Annotated in this window: 18 protein-coding genes; 16 read left to right on the forward strand and 2 right to left on the reverse strand. The window is 48.6% G+C overall.

What is annotated here, in order from left to right:
* Positions 1 to 55: 55 nt before the first annotated feature.
* Together NFR28_RS03950 and NFR28_RS03955 are read right to left on the reverse strand one after the other, a co-directional pair.
* On the reverse strand, positions 56 to 5824 hold the full coding sequence (locus NFR28_RS03950) for a VaFE repeat-containing surface-anchored protein (RefSeq protein WP_251178526.1): 5769 nt from the start codon (positions 5822 to 5824) through the stop codon (positions 56 to 58).
* Between the two features lie 103 nt (positions 5825 to 5927).
* The gene (locus NFR28_RS03955) at positions 5928 to 6083 is read right to left on the reverse strand and encodes a hypothetical protein (protein ID WP_251178527.1); all 156 of its coding nucleotides are present in this window, start codon (positions 6081 to 6083) and stop codon (positions 5928 to 5930) included.
* A gap of 38 nt (positions 6084 to 6121) precedes the next feature.
* Here NFR28_RS03955 and glmS point away from each other — a divergent pair, with 38 nt between their 5' ends.
* The 16 genes from glmS to moaC all read left to right on the forward strand — a co-directional run bounded on the left by glmS (position 6122) and on the right by moaC (position 23422).
* Positions 6122 to 7951: a glutamine--fructose-6-phosphate transaminase (isomerizing) gene (gene glmS, locus NFR28_RS03960; RefSeq protein ID WP_251178528.1), complete on the forward strand. Its 1830-nt coding sequence runs from the start codon at positions 6122 to 6124 to the stop codon at positions 7949 to 7951.
* Between the two features lie 24 nt (positions 7952 to 7975).
* Entirely contained in the window at positions 7976 to 8548 is a 573-nt protein-coding gene (acpS, locus tag NFR28_RS03965) for a holo-ACP synthase (RefSeq protein ID WP_251178529.1), read from the forward strand.
* Positions 8549 to 8559: 11 nt separating this feature from the next.
* Positions 8560 to 9444: an NAD(P)H-hydrate dehydratase gene (locus NFR28_RS03970; protein WP_251178530.1), complete on the forward strand. Its 885-nt coding sequence runs from the start codon at positions 8560 to 8562 to the stop codon at positions 9442 to 9444.
* A 152-nt stretch (positions 9445 to 9596) separates the two neighbouring features.
* Complete coding sequence (locus NFR28_RS03975) at positions 9597 to 10127, forward strand: HdeD family acid-resistance protein (protein WP_251178531.1); 531 nt, start codon at positions 9597 to 9599, stop codon at positions 10125 to 10127.
* 150 nt (positions 10128 to 10277) lie between these two features.
* Positions 10278 to 12371 (forward strand): NAD-dependent DNA ligase LigA, encoded by a 2094-nt coding sequence (gene ligA / locus NFR28_RS03980; RefSeq protein ID WP_251178532.1) that lies wholly within the window; start codon positions 10278 to 10280, stop codon positions 12369 to 12371.
* Positions 12371 to 12706, forward strand: a complete 336-nt coding sequence (locus tag NFR28_RS03985) for a CxxCxxCC domain-containing protein (RefSeq protein WP_251178533.1) — start codon at positions 12371 to 12373, stop codon at positions 12704 to 12706. The genes ligA and NFR28_RS03985 overlap by 1 nt, the downstream gene beginning before the upstream one ends.
* A gap of 241 nt (positions 12707 to 12947) precedes the next feature.
* Complete coding sequence (locus tag NFR28_RS03990) at positions 12948 to 14642, forward strand: ABC transporter substrate-binding protein (protein WP_251178534.1); 1695 nt, start codon at positions 12948 to 12950, stop codon at positions 14640 to 14642.
* A gap of 4 nt (positions 14643 to 14646) precedes the next feature.
* Positions 14647 to 15711, forward strand: coding sequence for an ABC transporter permease (locus NFR28_RS03995; protein WP_251178535.1), 1065 nt, complete (start codon positions 14647 to 14649; stop codon positions 15709 to 15711).
* Complete coding sequence (locus tag NFR28_RS04000; protein ID WP_251178536.1) at positions 15708 to 16553, forward strand: ABC transporter permease; 846 nt, start codon at positions 15708 to 15710, stop codon at positions 16551 to 16553. Before NFR28_RS03995 ends, NFR28_RS04000 begins: the two co-directional genes overlap by 4 nt.
* Before the next feature lie 3 nt (positions 16554 to 16556).
* The gene (locus NFR28_RS04005; protein ID WP_251178537.1) at positions 16557 to 17474 is read left to right on the forward strand and encodes an ATP-binding cassette domain-containing protein; all 918 of its coding nucleotides are present in this window, start codon (positions 16557 to 16559) and stop codon (positions 17472 to 17474) included.
* Positions 17467 to 18099 (forward strand): ABC transporter ATP-binding protein, encoded by a 633-nt coding sequence (locus tag NFR28_RS04010; RefSeq protein ID WP_251178538.1) that lies wholly within the window; start codon positions 17467 to 17469, stop codon positions 18097 to 18099. Before NFR28_RS04005 ends, NFR28_RS04010 begins: the two co-directional genes overlap by 8 nt.
* Positions 18100 to 18315: 216 nt before the next feature.
* On the forward strand, positions 18316 to 19242 hold the full coding sequence (locus NFR28_RS04015) for a molybdate ABC transporter substrate-binding protein (RefSeq protein WP_251178539.1): 927 nt from the start codon (positions 18316 to 18318) through the stop codon (positions 19240 to 19242).
* A 69-nt stretch (positions 19243 to 19311) separates the two neighbouring features.
* A complete protein-coding gene (gene modB, locus NFR28_RS04020) occupies positions 19312 to 20691 on the forward strand; it encodes a molybdate ABC transporter permease subunit (RefSeq protein ID WP_251178540.1) in 1380 nt (459 codons plus the stop codon).
* A gap of 2 nt (positions 20692 to 20693) precedes the next feature.
* Positions 20694 to 21806 carry a sulfate/molybdate ABC transporter ATP-binding protein gene (locus NFR28_RS04025; protein WP_251178541.1) on the forward strand — a complete coding sequence of 371 codons (1113 nt, stop codon included), beginning with the start codon at positions 20694 to 20696 and terminating at the stop codon, positions 21804 to 21806.
* An 88-nt stretch (positions 21807 to 21894) separates the two neighbouring features.
* Positions 21895 to 22896, forward strand: coding sequence for a GTP 3',8-cyclase MoaA (gene moaA, locus NFR28_RS04030; RefSeq protein ID WP_251178542.1), 1002 nt, complete (start codon positions 21895 to 21897; stop codon positions 22894 to 22896).
* A gap of 7 nt (positions 22897 to 22903) precedes the next feature.
* Positions 22904 to 23422 (forward strand): cyclic pyranopterin monophosphate synthase MoaC, encoded by a 519-nt coding sequence (gene moaC / locus NFR28_RS04035; RefSeq protein WP_251178543.1) that lies wholly within the window; start codon positions 22904 to 22906, stop codon positions 23420 to 23422.
* Positions 23423 to 23489: the final 67 nt, after the last annotated feature.

Consider the following 23489-nt stretch of genomic DNA (forward strand, 5'->3'; position numbering starts at 1 on the left):
TTGTATGTGAGGGCTGCGTGCGCAAGCGAAGCATGTGAGCAAAAGCCCAGACAAGCTATTGCATGAAGCGCTTTCGGTGGTATGAGAGTCTCATGTGCGCGAAAAGGGCAATGCTCATAGCGGAAACCAATGTCAAAGCGAGAGCCGAAAGAAGAGCTTGCGAGAGTGTTTCGTCGCTCGTTTGAGGAAGATGGTTGTTTGGCTCTTCTTCATCCTGAACGAGCGTTTCTGTTTCTGTTTGCTCATCGGGTGTCTTCGGTGGAGTTTCGGTCTCTTTGATTGCGATATCTTGATTGTTAGTTTCTCCTTTTGTCTCAGGCGAATCCTGTGGTTTGATAGGCGATGATGTCTGGGATATTCCGATTGAAGGATTTTGTGCGTCAGGATTAGGCGGCTGGGGGATATCTGGTTGTTGCTCAAAGGGTTCTCCCGGTTGAGCAGGTTCTATTGGCTCAACGGGGTCTTGCGGTGTATAAGGTTTTTCTTGCTCGGGTATTGCGGGTGCGTCTTCCCATTGCGCCACAAGAGTAACTATTGCCTGGTCGTTGGAGGCAAGGTTACTTACTAGTGCTTCGTTTTCAAAAAAGTCACCTTTTTCGTCAATCCAGCCTTCAAACGAGTGCCCAGATTTGGTGAACATGCATGGGTCAAGTGGTGCAGTTTCGTCAAAGGTAAAGGTTTGGTTGGTCATTTCACCCTCACCTCCGTTGCTTTCGTAGGCGACGTAATAGACGATTGGTTTCCAGAGAGCATTGATGGTGGTGTTGGCAAAGAGCTGTTCAATCGGCTTATCCCAGGAGTCAAAAAGGTATCCGTTTCTCTGCGGAGGATTAGGTGGTGTGGGACAAGTTCCTTTGGGGATTTTGATATGGGAGAGCATAGTGTCTAAGCCATCGGTGAAGTCTACCGTGATCATAATTGGCTTAAAGGATGCGACAATTTCGTGATCGGCTGTAGTATGTGTGAATGTGTATTCTGAAAGCGCTCCTTGAGATATTCCATCGACAACAACATCATCAATTTCATGGTATTCATCAGGCGTTATGGTATATGTTTTGTCGTTTTTCCATCCAACGCGAGTAATACCAGGATTGCTGATTGTGCCACCTTGTTTGGCGCTTGCAATAATATTGTGTGACTCAAACTGATCAAACACGACTGTACCGCAGGCAGCTCCCGCCCATGAAAAGGATGCACCTGCAGTATCAAGTGCCACCACAAATCCTGAATCATACGATGAGGCAAGATCTTCTTTCGTTGGTTTGAAAAGCGCACGTGAAGCGTCAATGGACAAGAAGCAGGAATCATTGATATAGATGTCTGGCTCAAACCCGTGCATAAGCTGTATTGACTCCGCATACTTGCCAAAGTAGTTCGGCAAAACACCATTTGTGCGATCAGCGATATCAAGATCTCTGATACCCATTAAAAAGCATCCACTTGCGGGCGTGTTGGTGCCCGTTTTGTAGACATTGAGCGAGAACGTTTTGCTATTGCCGCATATACCCGTATTTGTTATGGCCTGTGCTTCTAGAACTCCTAAGCCTTCTACTTCGGTAAGAAGCAAAATCTCTTTATCGTTGCTTGTTTTGTTGAGTAGCGTAATATCTGAGAGGGTAATCTCGATATCAACACGATCACCTTGTGCATCCGTGCCTATGTCACTCCATAGCAACGAAGCGGTTCCTGCAAGAGTGATTTCTGTTCCTTTGGGAGGTGTGCCAAGGTAGGCAATACCGCGATAGGTTTGGTGAAGGGGCTCCCGATCAATGCGACAGCTTCTTATACCAAGCTGCGCAGGATTGGTGGTGGAAAACTCCGCTTTTGAAATATCAAAAACACGCCTGCTATCAAGCACAATCCCTTGTTTAGGTGCATCAAAAACGCTTCCTTGACAGATGGTGATGCGCGCCTCATCAGCAAGCGCAAAGCTTGGTTGTATAAGGCTCGCTCCGCTTACTGCACACACGCCAAGCATTATTATGAGTGCGAAGGAAAGCGTGAAAGTACCCCTCTTTTTCTTGCGTAGTACCAAAAGTGTGATGCCCGCTAAGCAAATGATAACCACAGCAACACCTGCTACGACAAAAAGGCTATCTCCTGTTTTCGCTAAAGGGGTGGTTGGGGTATTAGGTAGTGGCGGTTCAGGTGACTTAGGAGTTTGAGGCTCTTCGGGCGTAAGGGGCGCAGGGGGTTGCTGCTCTTGCGGAGGAGAAATGAGTGCAACCATTTGATTTTCGTTTTTAAGGTCAGCGTCAACTGCTACGAGGCTGCCTGTTTTTTCATCAGTCAGTTTATAGACATACTGAAAGATGACCAATTCTTTGTCTTCATGAAGGGTTTCAGGCAGTTCAAACTGCATTTCCACGGTACCTTTTGCCTGTTCAGGAGTGAATGATTTAACGCAGACGGGAAGGGCTGTTTGGTAAGGCGTATATTCGTTTAACAACTCCTCAAGCATAGTGAAACTATTCTGAGCTTTATTGTCTACAATGTGCTGAAATCGTTCGTAAAAAGCATCAACCTGGCTCTGATATTGAGGATCCAGTGCAAGGGGCTTTCCAGTTTCTTTATCAATCAAAATACCAACTGCAAGATAAATGGGGTAAGAGATGAGGTTGTCTTCGGTGGGAAGTAGGGAGAGGGGCTTGCATTCTGATACAGCGTCTGGCGGGGTGAGATTGTCGTAATGAATGAGGTCGACAAGTGTTGCTGGGCTACCAAGCTTAAGCGCTTTGGCGCCATCCTGTAAGTCGCTTGCAAAAGAGATAAGCGAAGGCTCTCGTACTTCAACGGTCTGATTTATATCGTCAATATCTGCATGAATGGCAATTTCTTGCCCATTATGGGAAAGCGTTTCAAAAGCTACCAAAGTTTTCCCTGCTAAAAGGACTGCATCAAAGGTGAAGACAAGAGATATGCTTCCGTTAGGGGCCTCGGGTGTAAAAGTTTGTTTTGCTGTAATAGGAATGCCAGCTTCGTTAGTGAGTGGCTCTCCGGTTTCTTTGAGCATGAGCGTTCCGTTAAGCTCATAGTTTTTGTGTGGTACTAGATTGGTATAACTCACCTCATCTTCAATACTTACTTGCGTTTCTGCACTCACAATAGAATCGTGGTCAATTGCATCACTTGCCTCTGTTTGGATTTTGGGTTGCATTATTGTCACTTGTTGGTCGGGATCGAGCGGGTCAGTATGCGCTGCAAGAGGACGATCTTCTTGTTTGTCAAAGAGTTCCTCATAAACAACGATCGTCTTATCTCGGTAACGTGTTGCATCAAAGGTGAGGGGAACTTGCGTGGTTCCTTGTGCTGAAGTTGCTAGAAACACATGGTTTATTTCAACGGCATTGCCATTGGCATCAGCAACAGGGGTAACTTGCACTTGCTCGTCTTCGTCGGTTTCAACCACATGAAGACTTGCCTTGAGTAAATAGGATTTGCCCGCTTGGAGATTTTCATAAAAGACGGTATCAAGTACGATTGCGTCGGTTGTGGGCGAGAGGAGTTTGTCTTCATCAACTTCATCGTATGCATACGTGCTAATCTCTGGCGGTCGCACGGCATTATCAATGACGGTGCCTAAGTCAATGGTATACATATCCTTTTTTATAACGATGTCATCAATGGTGACTAATTGATAATTTGCATTAGCTTGGCAAGGCAGCTCAGTTAGTTGATATGTGTCAAAAGGAAGTGCGCCAAGTGCATCGTCTGGCTCGGTAATGGTGCCGTTTTGAGTCAAACCAAACCAGGTACCTGCTTCCTCATCAAAGCCATCTTCGTCAAGGTTGTCGTTGGCATTGGTGTTGTGTGTATGCGCGTTCCAACTTGCGTGTGTTGATAAAGCACCGTTTTCGTCAGTGATAAGAATATGGCTTTCACCAGTGGTTTTGCTTGTTAGCTGGAAGGGAACGTGCCCAAGGCGTTCCATGGAGCCTTCGCCTACTTTAATAAGTTTTAAATCGCCGCGTTTAACTTGATTTTCAAATGCTTGCTGTGTGGCGAATGGTTCAACAATGACACCAGGTTTAGTGATGGAAAACGTACGCGGAGAAGTATCGGTGAGCTTATATCCTTGTCCCGTTGAAACTTCTGCGATCGTATAGGTTGCAAATGGAAGGCAATCGGCTGGGGTCTGAGCTATGCCGTTTTTAGTCGTGACCGTTTTTACGACGTCACCTGGTTGGTATTTGATTTTGTCAACATAGACAGGCTTGCTTGACGCAAGCGTAATCTCAAAGGTTGTTTCGTCAAGAGAGGCGCCTCCGAGAGGTGATGATTCGTGGGATTCTTTGTCGAGTTTGGCAACTTTTACACCACCGCGAATGACGTCATCTGCAACGGTTGGAGCATGATAAATAATCACTGTCTCACTGAGAGAGGTGGTGTCGGTGATGGAGTAGAGAAGTGGTTTTGTGTCCGAGGGTAGCTCATATCCCGAGGGCGCTTTTCTTTCTTGGATAAGGAGAGTGCCCAAAGGAACAACAACTTCGTTGGCTTTGTTGTAGTAGAACTTGTCCCCTGAAACAAAACAAGTCTCATCAAGGCGTGCTTCACCATCTTTGTTGGTTTTAATGACCCAGGTACGAGTTGGTTTACCAGATTGGAGGGCTTCTTCTGCGGTTTTGTAAATATCGTCATAATAGCTGAGGACAAACTCAGCTCCTGAGAGTTGCGCGTCTCCTTGAGCGGTGTTGGTTTTGGTGGCGCTGTCAATCTTATTAACTGCAATCTTTATAGGGGCAGCTTTTGGTGGGTCATCGAAGGTAAGCGAAGTGCTGGCTTCTTCACTGGCGGAGACAGTGACACTTTTAACAGGATTTGTTGAAGGTATGCCGTAGCCTTTTGCGGGCGTGAGTTCTTTAACGAAGTAGGTAGCAGGAGCAAGCCAGGGACTTTCTGCGTACCCCCAGCTGTCTACCGCATAATCAGGATGGGCTTTTGTTTCAAGTGTTGTGATGCGATTGCTATCGTTTTGGGCGTCACTTTCTGAGGCATATACACCAAAAGTAGCACCGGCTAATGAATAACAAGCATTGTTTTGGGTCAGTGCTTTGTTGTCTGATTCTTTCCAGAGTTTAAACCAGCCCTGTTCGTCAAATTTGAAAAGATAATAAGTTCCTGAAGTCATTTTTCCATATATTTCAGAAATCTTGTTTCTCCCCGTTGTTGATGAATTCTGGTCAAAGATGGAATGCCAAAATCGGTCATCAGATGATGATTCGCCCCAGAAGATGCCAACATGATCATCAATTCCGCTATCGGACGCCATCTGAACAATGTCGCCTTTTTGCAGCTTACCGGACGCTAAAAGATCGGCCTTGCTTGCAAAGGTGTAATGCGTTGCCCCAAGTGCGATAAGAGTTTCACGAAGTGTTTCGCTGTTAGCCCACATCCACGGATGAGCGTTTTTCCAACGTTGCATCAATGCATTGTTTTCCAAGCCCATATCGCACCAAACACGCGCCAAAAACCCCGCGCAATTCATGCCATATCCGCTTACGCCATTAAATTCATTGGCTTCATAAGGATGTGTTCCGCGTGACCACCAAGGGCCAGTTTGGTAGGTGGTGGGATTGGGCCAAGTGGGCTTATAGGCTGTATTGAGATAGTTGTCTTTGTTGTTAGTTAGATAGCTCACGAAATCTTGTCGCGATATTCCAAGCAAAGTGGAGATGGTGGTTGGTTTGGTTTGTGCTTGCGCTTTGCAGGGATGCACGCCAATAGTTGCCGGCAAAAGCGTGCCTATAAGTAAAAGCGAAAGCAAACACGCTACCAGACGTTTTATGGGAGGTTTGAAAGAGTGTATGAGTCTGTTTGACATAAGTGTGCCTCCTTGCAATGGACGTACATAAAAAGAGCAGTTCAAAGCATTGAAACAGGCACTTCTGGAAAAAAGTACATGCAGATCAAATATCTTTTGCGGGCTATTTCAGAGAAAAGAAAGCAGCTTTGCTCTCACCAGAAAACTCACTTGTCGACAAATTGCGTGCACAAGACAAGCAAATCTCACGCCGTTTGCATACCTGTTGCACCTCAATTGCATACGACGTAACGAAGGCGAAATAAAGCTTGGTTACCATGACGAATAAATCCTTGACGAGGCAAAAGGAGTAGCTGTATGTGCGGCATTGTTGGGTATACCGGATCTAAAAGCGCACAACCAATTTTGGTGGGCGGTCTTAAGCGACTTGAATATCGCGGATACGACTCAGCGGGCGTAGCCATTGAGCAAGATGGCGAACTTGAAGTGGTGCATCGCAAGGGAAAAGTTGAGGCACTTGAGCATACGCTTTTGCATTTCCACTTCACGGGTACATGCGGCATCGGGCATACGCGCTGGGCAACGCACGGTCGGCCAAGCGAAGCAAATGCGCATCCGCATACCTCATGCGACGCTCAGATTGCCGTAGTGCACAATGGCATTATCGAAAACTTCGCTGAGCTGCGCGAAAACCTCATTGCACGCGGTCATCATTTCACATCTGAGACCGATACTGAGGTAGTAGCTCATCTTGTTGAAGAGGAATATGCGCGGGGTGCTAGTCTTTTGGACGCGCTTCGGTTGGCAACTCAGCAACTAGTGGGAGCTTATGCGCTTGCGGTGGTAAGCGCTAAAGAGCCCGGTGTCATTGTGTGCACACGAAAGGACTCGCCGCTGGTGGTTGGAGTTGGCGAAGACGGCTCATTTGTGGCAAGTGACATTATTGCTATGATTGAAGAAACGCGCGATGTAGTGGTGCTTTCTGACGGGCAGTTTGCTCGATTGACGTCCGAATCGGTGGAGTTTTACGGCGAAGATGGAAACGCTTTTGAACCGATCATCTCTCATGTTGATTGGGATTTAGACGTAGCCGAAAAGGGCGGTTACCCAGATTTTATGCTGAAGGAGATTCACGAACAACCTCGTGTTATTCGCGATACGCTTGCTGGCCGCCTTGTAAACGGCGCACTTTCTATTGATGAGCTTGATTTATCGGTTGAAGAGCTCAATCTTATTGATCGGGTGTATGTCATTGCGTGTGGCACGTCGTATCATGCAGGACTCATTGCAAAAAATCTTATTGAAGGTTGGGCGCGCATTCCAACTGAAGTTGAAGTAGCAAGTGAATTTCGTTATAGAAACCCCATCATTACGCCGACTACTTTGGTGGTTGCCGTTTCTCAATCGGGCGAAACAGCGGACACGTTGGCTGCTATTCGTGATGCGCGCGTGAAAGGTGCGCGGGTGTTTGGTATTACCAATGTTGTGGGAAGCCCTGTGGCGCGCGAGTCTGACGGCGTGATCTATACGAAGGCAAATAAAGAAATTGCGGTAGCATCTACGAAGTCATTTTTGGGCCAGGTAGTCTCGCTCACGCTGCTAGCGCTTTTGTTGGCGCAGGTCAAAGGCAAGCTAAAGATGAATCAGGTTCGCCTGCTCTTTAGTGAATTGGCAGATACTGCCCACCAAGTTGAAACAATTCTTGAAGATACCACCGCTATAGACAGGGCGGCTGCGGCGTGCGTGGACGCCACAAGCGCGCTGTTTGTGGGCAGGGGAATGGGGGCTGCTATCAGCTATGAAGGCGCGCTCAAGTTAAAAGAAATTAGCTATTTACATGCAGAAGCTTATCCTGCGGGTGAAATGAAGCATGGTCCCATTGCGCTGATTGACGAAGGTTTTCCGGTTATTGCGGTTGCCACTAAGAGTCCGGTCTATGACAAAGTCATCTCAAATTTGCAAGAAAGCAAGGCGCGAGGTGCTATGATTGTTGCTATTGCTACGGAAGGCGATGAAGAGATCGTCAAGCATGCTGATCATGTAATTTATATCCCAAAAGTTCGCGATGTGTTTTCTGCTATTACCGCAAGTGTGCCGCTGCAATTGTTCGCGCGAGCTATTGCTATCAAGCGCGGATGCGATGTTGATCAACCGCGTAATCTTGCTAAGTCGGTAACAGTGGAATAGCGAACGCTACCTGAAAGGATGGCTATGTCCGACCAAAAACAATCGGCGCCAGAACAAATGCAAGACGCAGAGAGTATGTCTGAGTTTGAAGGGGTTGAAGGCGCCGTTGGCCTGGGTGTAGATATTGTTGAAATAGCGCGCATGAAAGCAATTTTGCAGCGCACGCCATCGTTTCGGACACGCGTATTTTCCGAGGAAGAGCGAGCTTATTGCGACAAAACCGCGCAACCTGCAATTCATTATGCAACGCGTTTTGCGGCCAAAGAAGCAGTGCTTAAGGCGCTTGGCACAGGCTTTTCGCAGGGTATAGGAGTGCGTGATATTGAGGTGCGCCGCAATGCGAAAGGCCGCCCGACCGTGCATCTATCCGGCCGCGCAAAAGAGGTGGCTGCAGAGCTAGGGGTTCGCGAGATTCCTCTCTCGCTTTCGTATACCCACACCGATGCGGTTGCTTGCGCGATGGCTATTACTGAGGAGTCGGTGCGTGTTAAAGAAGAACGCGTGAACCCACTTGAAGAGCTGAGCAAACAATTTAAAGAAGCACGCACTTTGCTGGATGAGGTTCCCGGCGCCTCGCAAACACCTGCACAATCATAAAGGATGCCCTTATGGAGCTTTTGCGCTACACCAAAGATGACCTGGCAAAATTGCTGCCCTTTCCCGCGTCAGATGCAAATAAATATACTCGTGGACGGCTTATTGCTGTCGTGGGGAGTGCCGCCTATCCTGGGGCGGCATGCTTGAGCGCTCGTGCTGCTGAGCGCATGGGCGCGGGATATGTGGAAGTTGTCACTGACGAGGAAGCTTTCTTGCCGCTCTATCTGGCAAGCTCTTCGCTAGTGGTACGCGCGTGGAGCCGTTTTAAGGCTGCAACCTGGCCGCAGGCGCGACCAGCTCATCCTGTGGCATATCTGGTGGGAAGTGGTTTTGATAGTGCTGATGAAGCTTCTGAGCAGCGCTGCCGCCTGGTACTCAAACGCGCAAAGGCGCCCGTGGTAGTTGACGGGGGCGGTCTTGATGCGCTGACAAGCGAAAAAGTGTCTCGCGTTTTGTCCCAGCGTGCAGATGATGGTCTTATTACTGTTATTACACCGCACATGGGCGAGGCGGCTCGCCTTGCAAAGCCGCTCGGAATCCCAACCGATGATCCTGTTGAACTTGCCTGCGCGCTTGCACGTGTTTATCAGGTGGTTGTACTCCTTAAAGGGCCCACCTCGTACGTTTCCGATGGCCAGCAGGCGTTTGTCATGGATGAAGGCAGTGCTGTTTTGGCGAAGGCGGGTACAGGTGATGTGCTTTCGGGTATGGTGGCCGCCCTTCTTGCTCAGGGGCTTCAGCCAATTGATGCGTGCATGCTTGCGGCAACCTTGCATGCCTATGCCGGGTCAATTGCCGCAAAATGTCTTGGCGAAATTAGTGTTATAGCAAGTGATGTGATTGGGGCTATTAGCCCGGCAATTGATGAGCTTAACTGCGGCGTTGAGCATGCATAATCAAGCATTATAAAAAAGCTCCTCACGCGATTCTCACAGTTTGGAACACAACATGTAACGAGTGCCAAACGCTGTGTTACTGACATAATTTACGCTTCCTGATCATGTTTACAATGCAAGAAAGTAATTCAATCATGGTAAGGAGTTGTATTATGGACGCAACGAAAAGGCACGACTGGGGACTTATTGTCGCTGGTATTTTGCTCATCATCTGTTCATTCGTGTTCTTCTTCTGGCCCGGATTAACCTTGGTATCACTTGCCGCTATTGCTGGCGCAGCTTTTCTGGTGGCTGGTATTTTCGACATCATTGCATATATCCGTATGCGAAAAGCTGAGGGTCTGTCTGCTTGGGCTGTAGTTTATGCTATCTGCGATATCATCTTGGGATTTCTGCTGCTTGTTCATCCGCTTCTTTTTGCAGCAGTAATTCCGTGGGTTGTGGGCGTATTCTTTGTGGCTTTTGGCATCATGGAGATTGTGCTTGCGGTGCGAGCACGAGGTGGCAGCGTTAACGGTTGGGGTTGGCTGATTTTCTCTGGCATCATATCAATCTTGTGCGGCTTGATGTTCTTTGTGTCGCCTGAGAGCTTCTCAATCTTCTTGTCAGTGTTCGTTTTAATGCGTGGTATCTCTATGATTTACTATGGTTGGAATGCAAGCAAGGGGCTTTATGTAGCATAACTAAGCCCTCTTATGAGGTTGTGTGTAAGCATGTGAGAATGTTTACGTCGGTTTATCATGATCATGAACAACGTTGGCTCCGCTTAGTCGGAGCCAACGTTATAATGGGGGCTCACATGAGTTGTTTTCAAATGCGAAAGCAGGAACGTTATGTCTGATCAGCCTGAGATTTCTCAGCGCATAGATGCGCTTCGTCAAGAAATTGAGCACCACACCTATTTGTACTATGCCCAGGATGCCCCTGAGATATCTGATGCGGCATTTGACTCGCTGATGCGTGAATTGCGCGAACTTGAAGCAGCTCATCCTGAACTGATTACACCCCAAAGTCCCACTCAGCGCGTTGGTGGATATGTGGGCGAGCAATTTGCTCCGGTTACTCATGAACGTCGCATGTACTCACTTGATAACGCTATGGATTTTGGCGAACTTGACGCATGGATGGATAGGGTTGAGGACGCTTTTGGCAGGATGGTACCGCTTTGTTGTGAACTCAAGATTGATGGGTCTTCAATTGCGCTGACCTATGAAAATGGTCTTCTTGTTCGTGCAGCAACGCGTGGTGATGGTACTACGGGCGAAGATGTGACGGCTAATATTCGCACCGTACGTGATATTCCGCTTCGTTTGCGTCCTGCAGCGCTTGAAAGCGTTGCGCAAAACACTGAGACCATTGAACTGCGCGGTGAGGTATATATGCCCAAGGCAAGCTTTGAGATGCTTAACGCCGCTGCGGAGATGGAGGGCAAAACGCCGTTTGCAAATCCGCGCAATGCTGCAGCGGGAAGTCTTCGCCAAAAAGACCCACACGTGACAGCTCGACGCGATCTTTCGACGTTTTTGTATGCGATAGCAGACGATGACGCTCTTGAAGTGCAAGGGCAATGGGAGCTTTTGCAGTGGCTGCGAGAAGCGGGCTTTCATGTAAACCCAGACGTTAAGCTATGCACTACAAAAGCGCAGGTCAGAGAATTTTGCGAGCGAGCGCTTGAGCGAAGAGGCGCGCTTGCATATGAAATTGATGGCGTTGTGGTGAAGGTGAACTCGTTTGCTGAGCAACGTCTTATGGGCTTTACCGCGCGTGCTCCGCGCTGGGCTATTGCGTATAAGTTTCCGCCAGAAGAAAAAACTACGCTTTTACGCGACATCACTGTGCAGGTTGGCCGAACAGGCAAACTCACTCCAGTGGCTGAACTGGATCCTGTTTCTGTTGCAGGGTCAACTGTTTCGCGTGCTACTTTGCATAATGAAGATGAGGTTGCACGCAAAGACGTTCGCGTGGGTGACACGGTCATTGTGAGAAAAGCGGGCGATGTTATACCAGAGATCCTCGGCCCGGTATTGTCGCTTCGTCCGGCTGATGCGCAACCTTGGCAGATGCCTCAGACTTGTCCGAGCTGCGGTAGTTTGGTTATTCGCGAAGAAAACGAAGCAGATTATCGCTGCATTTCTATTGATTGTCCTGCTCAAGCGCTTGAAAGGCTGCTTCATTGGGCAAGTCGTGGCGCGCTTGATATTGATGGAATGGGTGAAGAGATTGTGGCGCGGTTGGTGGCGTCGGGTCGTTTATCTGATGTAGCTGACTATTACACGCTGAGCGAACTTGAGCTTGCCGCGCTTGATATGGGACGTCTCAACAAAAAAGGCGAACCAATTACGCTGGGAAAGACCATAGCCGCAAAGCTTATTGCTGCCATTGAAGAGAGCAAGTCTCGCTCATTTGCGCGAGTCGTATATGGTCTGGGAATACGTCATGTTGGAAAGACAGTTGCGGAGCTTGTTGCAGCGGTATTTCCTACTATGGATGCGCTGAGTGCTGCTACTGAAGAGCAGCTTGCGCGCATCAATGGTATTGGTGAAAAAATTGCGCATGCCATCTTTATGTTTATGCGTACACCTGACAACGTAGATGTAATTGAGCGCCTTGCGCGCTATGGTGTGACCATGGCAGATGAGACTTCAATGACAGACGAAGAGGGCGAAAAACCCCTTGAGGGGCTTACCTTTGTGCTGACAGGAAGCTTGGTGCAATCAGGTATGACGCGTGATGAGGCGGGAAGTGCCCTTAAAGCGCTTGGCGCGAAGGTGACCGGAAGTGTCTCTAAGAAAACAAGCTATGTGGTGGCTGGTGAAGAAGCAGGCTCTAAGCTAGACAAAGCGCTTTCGCTTGGTGTGCCCGTACTAAATGAGCAGCAGCTTCTTGTTTTGCTTGACACCGGTCGCGTTCCCGAAAGTGATAGCTGATGGAAAAGCCGCGCTTTTCCATGCGTGCCTTTGCCGCAGCGCTTGAAATGTATCATGTGCGACCAGATGATTGGGAAAGGCTTTGTCAACAGTGTGGACGATGCTGTTTTGAGCGTGCAGTAACCGATGAGGGAGACGTGGTGGTGAATTTTGCCGCGCCGTGCGAATTCTTAGATCTGCAAACGCGGCTTTGTAGTGTGTATGATGATCGGTTTGTGCAATGCGCACGCTGTCGCAAACTTACTCCTTCAACGGTGTTTTTTGCTCATCATCTTCCGAAAGAGTGCGCCTACGTACAAACTTTCTTGAATCGTTCATGGCGCGATGACGCCTAAGGCATACGGTTGATGTGAGGATTCTTGAGGTGCATGGCGCGCCGAGGGGTGTTTTCTTGTACCGTTGAAGTTATTAATCCTTATTTCGTAACACTATATAAAGAAGTCTCTGTTAAGATGTGTTACGAAAGACAAATGTGTAACACTACAACTGTTACACGATTTCCGCGTGCCTGTTCTACAACTTGCTTGGTTGGGTTTTCTGCCAAGCAGAAGAGGTGCTTGTAAGAAAGGAAGCTTGATGGCCAAAAGAGAGGTTACATCATCAGCTATTTCTCGACGAAGCTTTTTAGGAAGCACGGCATGTGTGGGGGCATGGGCGCTCTTGGCGGCTACGCTTTCGGGGTGTACATCCGGTGCAGATGATGTAAAGGTTGACGCTTCCGGTGATCAGGCATCTTCGGTTGCATCAGGATCAAAGACTTCTTCGCAAGTGATTGTAAGTATGACTCCGGGTTCTGAACCTCCGGCTGGATTTAATCCTTTTGTGAGCTGGGGATGCGGGGAGCACGTGCATGAACCGCTTATTCAATCGACGCTTATTACCACCAATACTGATCTTACCTTCAAAAATGACCTTGCCACGAGCTACTCGTGCTCAGATGATGGTTTGACCTGGACATTTACTATTCGCGATGACGTCGTCTTTTCAGACGGAGAGCCGCTTACCGCCCAAGACGTGGCCTTTACGCTTAGAAGTATTGCTACTAACGATGGAGCGGAGGCTGATTTGTCTATGGTGTCAGAGGTGCAAGCACCAGATGACACCACGGTAGTTATTACGCTCAACAAGCCCTTTAACGCGCTGTTGTACACTCTTGCAGTGGTAGGCATTGTGCCTGAGCATGCGTATGGCGAAGAGTATGGAACGCACCCTATTGGTTCGGGGCGCTACCTGCTAGAGCAGTGGGATAGGGGTCAGCAAGTTATTTTGCAAGCCAATCCGTTGTATTACGGTGATGCACCTACCATTGATAGAGTGGTAGTCGTATTCATGTCAGAAGATGCCTCCTTGGCAGCCGCGCAAGCTGGACAAGTAGATGTTGCCTATACGTCGGCCACCTTAGCTGCGGCGCTGCCTTCGGGTTATAAACTTATCAACTGCAATTCGGTAGACTCACGAGGTATCTCACTGCCGAGTGTTGCGTCAGGAGCAACGCTGGTTGAAGAAGGAGACATGGTCTATAGCGTGGGTAATGACGTTACTGCAGATCTCGCTATTCGCCAGGCTATCAACTATGGCGTGGACAGAGACTTGCTTGTTGAGCAAGTGCTCAACGGGTATGGCTCGCCAGCTTTTAGTGTGAGCGATGGGATGCCGTGGGCATCAGAAGATATGTGTGTGAGCACGGATGTGGCACGCGCACAACGTCTTCTTGATGATGCGGGGTGGCTCATGGGTGATGATGGCATTCGCGAAAAAGAGGGGCTGCGTGCTTCGTTTGTACTGTGGTATATGGCAGGAGATTCCGTACGACAAGGTTTGGCAGAAGCATTTTCGGCTCAGATGCATGATTTAGGCATTGCTGTTGAAGTAAAGGGTGCTTCTTTTGACGACATTTACCCCCATCAATACAGTGATCCCGTGCTGTGGGGTTGGGGTTCTAATTCCCCAACTGAAATATATAACTTGACCTATTCGGAGGGCTGGGGCAACTTCGCACAGTATAAAAGCGACGTTGTTGATGGTTATCTGGATGCCGCGCTTGCTTGTCCAAACGTAGAGGACTCCTTTGAGCTCTGGAAAGATGCTCAGTGGGATGGCACAAGCGGCATTGCGCCCGAGGGGGCTGCTACGTGGGTTTGGCTTGCCAATATTGATCACCTCTATTTTGTTCGGGATGGGCTGAATCTTGCCGAACAAAAGCCGCATCCGCACGGTCATGGATGGTCGCTTGTCAACAATGTTGACCAGTGGGATTGGCTTGAGCAATAGCGTAGTGAGTAAAGTAGTTTTTCATACCATAGCGAAGTTTCTTTTGCTGATGCTCGGCGTCAGTTTGGTTACCTTTGTCCTGGTGAGCCTCTCGCCTATAGACCCTGTGCAGGCAAACGTTGGGCAGGCCGCCTATCTCAACATGAGTGAGGCCAAGCGTGCTCAGCTTGCCCACTATTGGGGTAGTGGTATTCCCTTGTGGGAGCGTTATGGCAGCTGGCTTGGTGATCTTTTGCGCGGAGATATGGGAATGTCGCTTCGCTACAATGCACCGGTGGTTGAGGTTATTGCAACCCGCGCGGTAAACTCACTTGCGCTGATGGGTAGTGCATGGGTCATTAGTGGTGTGTTGGGATTTGTGCTTGGTATAACGGCGGGATTATGGCAAAACAGCATCTTTGATCGGCTGGTAAAAGGATATTGTTTTGTGCTTGCCTCAGTCCCAACCTTTTGGCTTGGTCTTATAATCCTGATGGTTTTCGCAGTTTATCTGGGATGGTTCCCGGTAGGTTTTTCGGTACCGCTTGGTATGTCTGCAGCTGACGTCGGCTTAGGGGACGCGCTTCATCATATGGCGCTTCCTGCGCTTACGCTTTCAGTGGTGGGTGTTGCAAATATTGCACTTCACACGCGCGAAAAAACGGTGGATGTTCTGGAGTCTGACTATATCCGTTTTGCATGCTCGCGAGGACTTTCGCGCAAGCAAGCCTTGCTTCATCATGGCCTTCGCAACATTGCGCTTCCGGCGCTTACGCTTCAATGCGCGTCTCTTGCTGAAATATTTGGTGGATCGGTGCTGGTAGAAGAAGTGTTCTCTTATCCAGGACTTGGCCAGGCTGCTGTTACCGCTGGTTTGGGGGGAGATGTTGCGCTGCTTGCAGGAATTGCGCTTGTTTCTGCGGCGCTTGTGTTTGCGGGCAATATGATTGCTAATTTGATCTATGGCTTCATTGATGTGCGAATGAGTCTTAGCCAACCTTGTTTGGCGAACGAGGGTGAAAAAGCATCCCACCAATTGAAGAGTAGCATTTCGCGTGACGGTCGGCCTCAGGATGGCGAGGTCTCATGATATTGCATGAGGCAAAACGCGGTCGCATTGCGAACCGTCGTGTATGTTTAGCTGCGGTTATTGGAGCGCTTGTGGCGCTGGTGGTGCTCGTGGTTTTCGGGTGTGTTGTCTATGATCAGGCCACTCTCACTCATTTTGACCAAAAAAACCTTCCGCCATCTTTAGAACATCCTTTCGGAACTGACTGGATGGGTCGCGATATGTTTTTGCGCACGGCAGCGGGTTTGTCTACCAGTGTCTTGTTGGGCGTTGTGGCAGCCCTTGTCTCGGCAGTATTAGCCTTTATCTTGGGGGCTCTTGCAGCCTTGGGAGGGAAACGCGTTGATGCTTTAGTGTCATGGAGCATAGACCTTATGATGGGCATCCCTCATATTGTGCTGCTTATTTTGATTTCCTACGCCCTTGGTAAGGGGTTTTGGGGTGTTGCGGTTGGCATTGCTTTAACGCATTGGCCTTCACTTGCGCGCGTTATTCGTGCAGAAATTCTCCAGTGTAAAGCATCGCTTTATGTTGGTGTTGCGCGCGCACTAGGACAGAGCAGATGGCGAATTGCGCTTACGCATATGTTTCCTTATGTGCTCCCACAGTTTATCGTGGGTCTTATCTTGCTCTTTCCCCATGCAATTCTTCATGAAGCCGCTGTAACCTTTTTAGGGTTTGGGCTGCCTCCTGAACAGCCCGCTATTGGCGTGATTCTGAGCGAGGCTATGACATATCTGTCTTCGGGTATGTGGTGGCTTGCGGTTTTTCCCGGTTTGGCGTTGGTCGCAGTCGTCTTGTTGTTTGATTGCGCGGGAAGTTCGCTGCGTAAACTTGTTGATCCTAAGCGAAATCAGGAGTGAGATATGTCTGATAAGAATTCGCTCTCTCATTCGCAATCACATACCGACCAAGAATTTCACCATCATCATTTGCATGCCTCAAACTCACATCATGAGCATGGTGCGCATCTGTTGCAGGTGGAACATCTCAGTGTAGCCTTTGAAATGTATGATGAGGATGCATCATTTTTTCAGGCAAAAAAGCGTATGGTAAATGTCATTTCTGATGTCAATATAGCTGTCCATGCGGGTGAAATTGTAGCCGTGGTGGGCGCATCGGGTTCAGGTAAAAGTCTCTTAGCTGACACTATTTTGGGAATCTATGAACCTAATGCCCAGGTGAGTGGCACAATCTGGTATGAAGGTATCGAGCAAGATGCACGCTCATTGTCGCAACTTCGCGGGCACGGGATATCTCTTGTGCCACAAGGGGTGGCCAGCCTTGATCCGCTTATGTGTGTCGGCAAGCAGGTGGAAGGTTTTGGGCATCCGCAATCAACACGACAGGCTCGCAAAAAGCGACGTCGTGAGTTGTTTTCTCGCTATGGTTTGGAAGAGTCGGTAGCTGCGCTATATCCGCATCAGCTTTCAGGCGGTATGGCACGACGCATTTTGCTTTGCTGTGCGCTTATGGATGACCCGCGTCTTATTGTTGCAGACGAGCCGACACCTGGCCTTGATCTTGAATTAGCCGAACAAGCACTGAGTGATTTTCGCGATTTCGCGAACCAAGGCGGAGGAGTGATGCTGATCACCCACGATATTGAGCTTGCGCTTCATGTGGCTGATCGAGTGGCGGTATTTTATGAGGGAAGCATCGTCGAAGAAACCGCGGTATCAGCATTTTCGTCACCAGAGCTTCTGGAGCATGAGTATTCGCGGGCACTGTGGCATGCTTTGCCTGAACATGATTTTGTAGGGGAGGCGCATATCAGTGCTTGAGCTAAAGGCCGTTTCATATGCCTATCCCGATGCTTTATATCCTACTTTATCGGAAGTGACACTGAGCGTTGCGAATAAAGAGCGCGTGGCACTTGTGGCGCCATCGGGTTTTGGTAAAACAACCTTATGCAAAATTGCAGCAGGGTATATTCGCTCATTTCAGGGAAGTGTTACGGTGGATGGGTTGCCCTTACCGCGGCGCGGTGTCTGTCCTGTGCAAATGATATTTCAGCATCCTGAACTTGCGGTTGACCCTCATATGCGTCTTGAAAAAACGCTTGCCGAGTCAACGCATGATACGCATGAAATTGCTCGTCTTTGCGAAGCTTTGGGCATTAAACAAGCGTGGTTACATCGCTATCCCCATGAACTATCAGGTGGGGAATTGCAACGTATTTGTATTGCCCGCGCGCTGGCAAGTCATCCGCAATATTTGGTGGCGGATGAGATTTCCACCATGCTTGATGCGGTCACTCAAGCAGATTTGTGGCAGTTTTTGATTCGCGAAACACAAGCGCGTTCTATGGGGCTTCTTTTTGTGTCACATTCTCCCGCGCTCACCAAACGAGTAGCTACACGCGTTGTTGATTTGCGCACATTGCCTGATGAATCTGCAAAAATATAGCTTGTTCAAGTTGGGCTTATAGTTCTCTCGTAAGAGCATTTGTGTGCCGTTCGCTTCTATATTATTCTCAAACGAGAATATTTCTGATTGAAATTATATCTAATTGAGAATAATATATATGACCGTGTTAATGCACAATTGTATAGGCATATGAGATAATCTGTTCTCTCCTCTGGGTTGGTCTCATATGCCACTTATTTCGTCGGGAGGCATGGTATGAAAAGTTCGAAACACATTCTAATTGCGGCACTTTGCGCTTTGGGCCTTATGGGCGTTCTTGCGCTTTCTGCTTGCTCAAGCACTCCTGAAGCTGATTCTGAACAGGCCTCTGTTGAAGAAACAGAAACGGAGGTTGAGGTTGAAGCGGAAGAGCCAGTTGGTGAACCAGTTGAGTTGCAAATCTTTGCAGCTAATTCACTTTCAAAAGCAATGGATGAAGTGCAAGCGCTTTATACCACGGAACATCCTGAGGTAGCCTTTGCCGACACGCAGTATGAAGCATCTGGAGCATTGAATGAGATGCTCAATGGTGGAGCGTATGCCGATATTCTTATTACTGCATCGAAAAGCACTATGGATACGGCGGTAGAAGAGGGCTATGTTGACGCGACAACGCGCTTTGATATGTTTACGAATGATTTAGTGATTGTTGCAGGTGCTGATTCAGCGTTGGATTCAGTTGAGTTGGAAGATCTTGCGAGTGGTAATTACACGCTTGCAGTAGGAGATGCAAGTGTTCCTGCGGGCAACTATGCAAAACAATCGCTCACAACAACAGATCCGCAATGCTGGATTAGTGCTGATGGCGCCATCGGAAAGGATTGCTCCGGGCAAGAGGGCACCTTTGAAGGTACGCCGCTTGAAGGATTGGTAACCGAAGGCTCAAGCGTTGGTAATGTGTGCTCGTATGCCAATTCAGGCGATGTTGACGTGGCAATGGTTTATAGTTCAGACGTTTATCGTTTTGGCGGCGTAAAGATTGTTTCTGTAGTTGCAGATGACACGCATAAAGCCATTGTCTACCCAGCGGCGGTGTGTGCTGATAGCGAACAAGCGCAAGCAGCATCAGAGTTTCTAGAGTGGGCATTTACTAATGAAGATGCCGTTAAAATATGGCAAGAGTGGGGATTTGAGCTTGCCTAAGATTGGTTTTTAGCAAGCGTTGGGTATGAAAAAGTGAGGCAGATGACTTCAATGCGTTCAAAGAGCTGTATGCGCTTTTTTGTGCTTATCGTAAGCGTATGCGCTCTTTGCCTGCACCTGAATACATCATGGGCGTTTGCAGATGAGAGCAGCGCCTATGTTGATACAAATGCTGTGGAGATCTCTGCCGATCACGATGCAGCTGTTATTCCAGATGCTCCTTTTGGTGTGCAAGATTTCAGCCGTGCGCAAAAAGGGTCAAACAGAGATATTAATGACGTCTATGTTGGATACACTTACTATGCCGGATCGGCTCCTGATTATGCATGCGCTATTGCTACACAGGAGTTTGTTGTGGTGTATGTGCCGCAGGCTGACGAATCCTTATGCAATCTCGATGATGCCGAAGATCAAAATGTGCTTAAGCAGTACTTTCTTGCATTAGACGCCGCCGCCATAAACGGTGGCGTTGTTATGAGTGACGGGGTTCCGTGGTATTTCACCAGTGAACCTTCCATGAATCTTGATGGCGTTGTCTATCAATTTGCTGAGGAAGTATCTTCCGGCAAATACTATGTGTGTGTGATAGGCGAGCAAGGCGAAGATGTGGTAAGCGAAGGCCTTGAAGCTGATGAGGAAGAAGCAAGCCATACAACTTCGCCACGTACAAATAAACCAACACACGTAGACTTTTTGCGCATTTGCGCCGCAGAAGACATGGAGTTTGTGGCTCCCGCAACAGGCATTGCGGCGTTTGGTGATTTTCTCTCGCGCATTGATTTATCGCCTTTGTGGGTGACGCTGAAGACAACAGGTACCGCTATCGTTTTTATTTTCGTTCTGGGACTTTTGGCGGCATATTTCAGTTTGCGCATACCTGCACGTGCGCAAACTATTGTTGATGCGCTTTTTACTATTCCTATGGTGCTCCCGCCAACGGTGTGTGGCTTTTTGCTGCTGTTGTGTCTCGGACGTAATACTGCACTTGGCCAATGGTTTATTGACATTGGGTTCCCGCTTATCTTTAGCTGGCCGGCAACAGTGATTGCAGCGGTTGTAGTGGCTTTCCCGCTTATGTATCGAAACGCGCGGGGTGCCTTTGAAGGGCTAGATCCGAACATGCTTGATGCTGCACGCACCTTGGGTTGGTCAAATGCCAAAATTTTCTTTCGCCTGATGTTGCCGCTTTCGTGGTCTTCTATTGCGGCAGGCACCGTGCTTTCGTTTGCGCGTGCATTGGGCGAATTTGGCGCGACGCTCTTTTTGGCAGGCAATTATGCAGGTATCACCCGCACAATTCCTATTGCCATATACTTTGAATGGATGAGCGGCAATATTGATGTAGCGCTGTTTTGGACGGGCATCATTATTGTCTTTAGTTTCATAGTTATTTTGTTTATCAACATTATGGGCAAACAAACAACAAAGTATAGAAAGAGGGTTGAATAGGCTTGAGTCTGGAAATGCATATCAAGAAAAAACTCTCTTCTTTCACGCTGGATGTTTCCCTTGATGCCGGTAATGAAACGCTGGGTTTCTTGGGCGCGTCAGGATGCGGGAAAAGCTATACGCTTCGCTGTATTGCGGGCATTGAAAAACCAGATGAAGGCAGAATTGTCGTTAATGGTCAGGTGTTTTTTGATTCTGAGCGAAAAATCAATTTGTCACCGCAAGAGCGCAAGACTGCGCTGTTGTTTCAAAACTATATGCTTTTTCCCAATATGACTGTTGAGCAAAATGTTGCAGCTGGCATATCAAGAAAACTCTCCAAGCAAAAACAAGCAGAAATTGTTGCCGCCGAGCTTAAACGTTTTAGTTTGGACGCGTTTGGAAAGCGCTATCCAGCACAACTCTCAGGCGGTCAGCAGCAGCGCGTAGCGCTTGCGCGCATGTTAGCAGCGCAACCGGGAATTCTCATGCTTGATGAACCCTTTAGCGCGCTTGATGCCCATTTGAAGGGCGTATTGGAGCTGAACCTGAATAGCTTGTTTGAAGCCTATGCGCATACTATCTTGTATGTTAGCCACGATATTGACGAAGCGCTGCGGTTTTGTGGGCGTATTGCTGTGGTTGAGGACGGGCGCATTGTTGAGATTGCTCAGGGCGAAGAACTCATTCATCACCCGAAGTCGCTTGCAGCAATGAAGCTTTCTGGGTGTAAAAATGCTACTCCTGCTCACTATGTGTCAGACCACAAAGTGCATTTGCCCAAATGGGGCATTGATTTGGTATGTAATCAAAAGGTACCCAATGACGTTGCGTATTTGGGAGTTCGGGCGAACTATATTGAGCAAGTGAGCGGACCAGGTGAAAACTGTTTTAGGGTTCGCGTTGATCGCTCGAATGATTCGCGCTTTGATCGTATGTGTCTTTTGGGCTTTGTGAACCGAGACGAATCGGATATGCCTTCGGTTGCTGCTCAAGACGATGAGATGCGCTATTTGCACCAACATGTGTTTTGGCGCGTTTCCAAGCCACGAGATAATCACGACAGCATTCCAAGCCAAGGCGATGAGCTGTGGGTTCGCTTTCCTCCTGATCAACTCTATCTGGTGACTCATTGACGAGAGCAGAGCGGGGGAGATGGCATATATTAGGTTAATTCTCCTCGTTGGCGTATAATATTCTCAAATGAGAATGAGGGGGTTCGTCTTGAAGGATAGTCATGGTCGTACTATCGACTATTTGCGTATTTCTTTAACAGATCGCTGCAATTTTCGTTGTATTTATTGCATGCCCGAAGAGGGCGTACGTCAGATGGATCACGATGAGATCCTCCGTTTTGACGAAATTGTTGATATTGTACAAATTGCCTCTGAAATGGGCATTAAGCGTTTGCGTTTAACGGGCGGCGAACCACTTGTGCGAAAAGGTGTTGCAGATCTTATTGCTGAGCTCAATAAGATTGAAGGCATTGAAAGCATTGCTATGACCACCAACGGGGTGCTCTTGCCGCGCATGGCTCAAGAGCTTAAGGCGGCAGGACTTTCGCGTGTCAATATTTCGCTCGATACACTTGATCCTGAGCAGTTTCGCCAGATTACGCGTTGTGGTTCACTGGATCAGACACTCAGCGGAATTGAAGCTGCGCTTGAGCATGGTTTTGAACCCGTTAAGGTGAATGCTGTGACGGTGCGCAGCTTAAATCAGGACTTCTTAGGTTTTGCCAAGCTGACCATTGATCAACCCTTACATGTTCGCTTTATCGAATATATGCCTGTTGGAGAAAGCAGTGGAGCGGATGGTTCGGGCTGGGGCAAACAAGATGTGATTCCTTCAGATGAGTTGCTTGAAACCATTAATGCGCAGGCGGTAGCAGCAGGATTAGGAGAGCTTGTTCCAGCTGCAAAACATAAGCCTAATGGCTGGGGGCCGGCGCGCTATTATGAGTTTGAGGGTGCGCAAGGAACGCTTGGATTTATCAGCCCGCTTTCACGCCATTTTTGCAGCGAATGCAATCGTTTGCGCTTGTCGGCAGATGGCAAGATCAGACCGTGTCTGTTCTCGGATGACGAATATGATATCCGTGAGGCTTTGAACAATCGCGGCAAGGAGGGGGCGCGTGAGTTATTGCGACAAGCTATTGGGGGTAAGCCTGACGCGCACCACGATAAAGTTGGTACTGAACGCAAGATGAGCCAGATTGGCGGATAGGATAGTCATGAAAGATCAAGCAGTAGACAACCAGCAGCTAACCCATATTGATGAAAAGGGAGACGTGCGCATGGTTGACGTGTCGGCAAAACCCGACACCGAGCGTGTGGCAGTTGCTGAAGGCTCAATTCTTATGCACCCTGAAACGCTTGCGCTTATTGTTGAAGGCAAGGCTGCCAAAGGTGATGTACTTGCGTGCGCTCGTGTGGCGGGCGTTATGGCGGCGAAGCGCACCAGCGATCTCATTCCGATGTGTCATCCGCTCAATATCACAAAAGCAAAGGTGGAGTGTGAGCCTATTTCTGTAGGAGAGCGAAGTGATGGGCGCGTTGGAATCCATGTTTCGTGCACCTGTGGCGTGACGGGTAAAACAGGCATTGAGATGGAGGCGCTCACTGCCGCAAGCGTTGCTTGCCTTACTATCTACGATATGTGTAAGGCGGTTGATCGTGGTATGGAAATTACCGATGTTCGCTTGCTTAAAAAGGACGGCGGCAAAACAGGTTTATGGGAGCGTGAGGTCTGAGCGCTCGTGGGGCGCTTAAACGACTCCGTTACGATGTAGGATGCTGTCTTCACAGGCGCGCACAACC

This window comes from Adlercreutzia agrestimuris (assembly GCF_943193125.1).
In the GTDB taxonomy this organism is placed as follows: Bacteria; Actinomycetota; Coriobacteriia; order Coriobacteriales; family Eggerthellaceae; genus Xiamenia; species Xiamenia agrestimuris.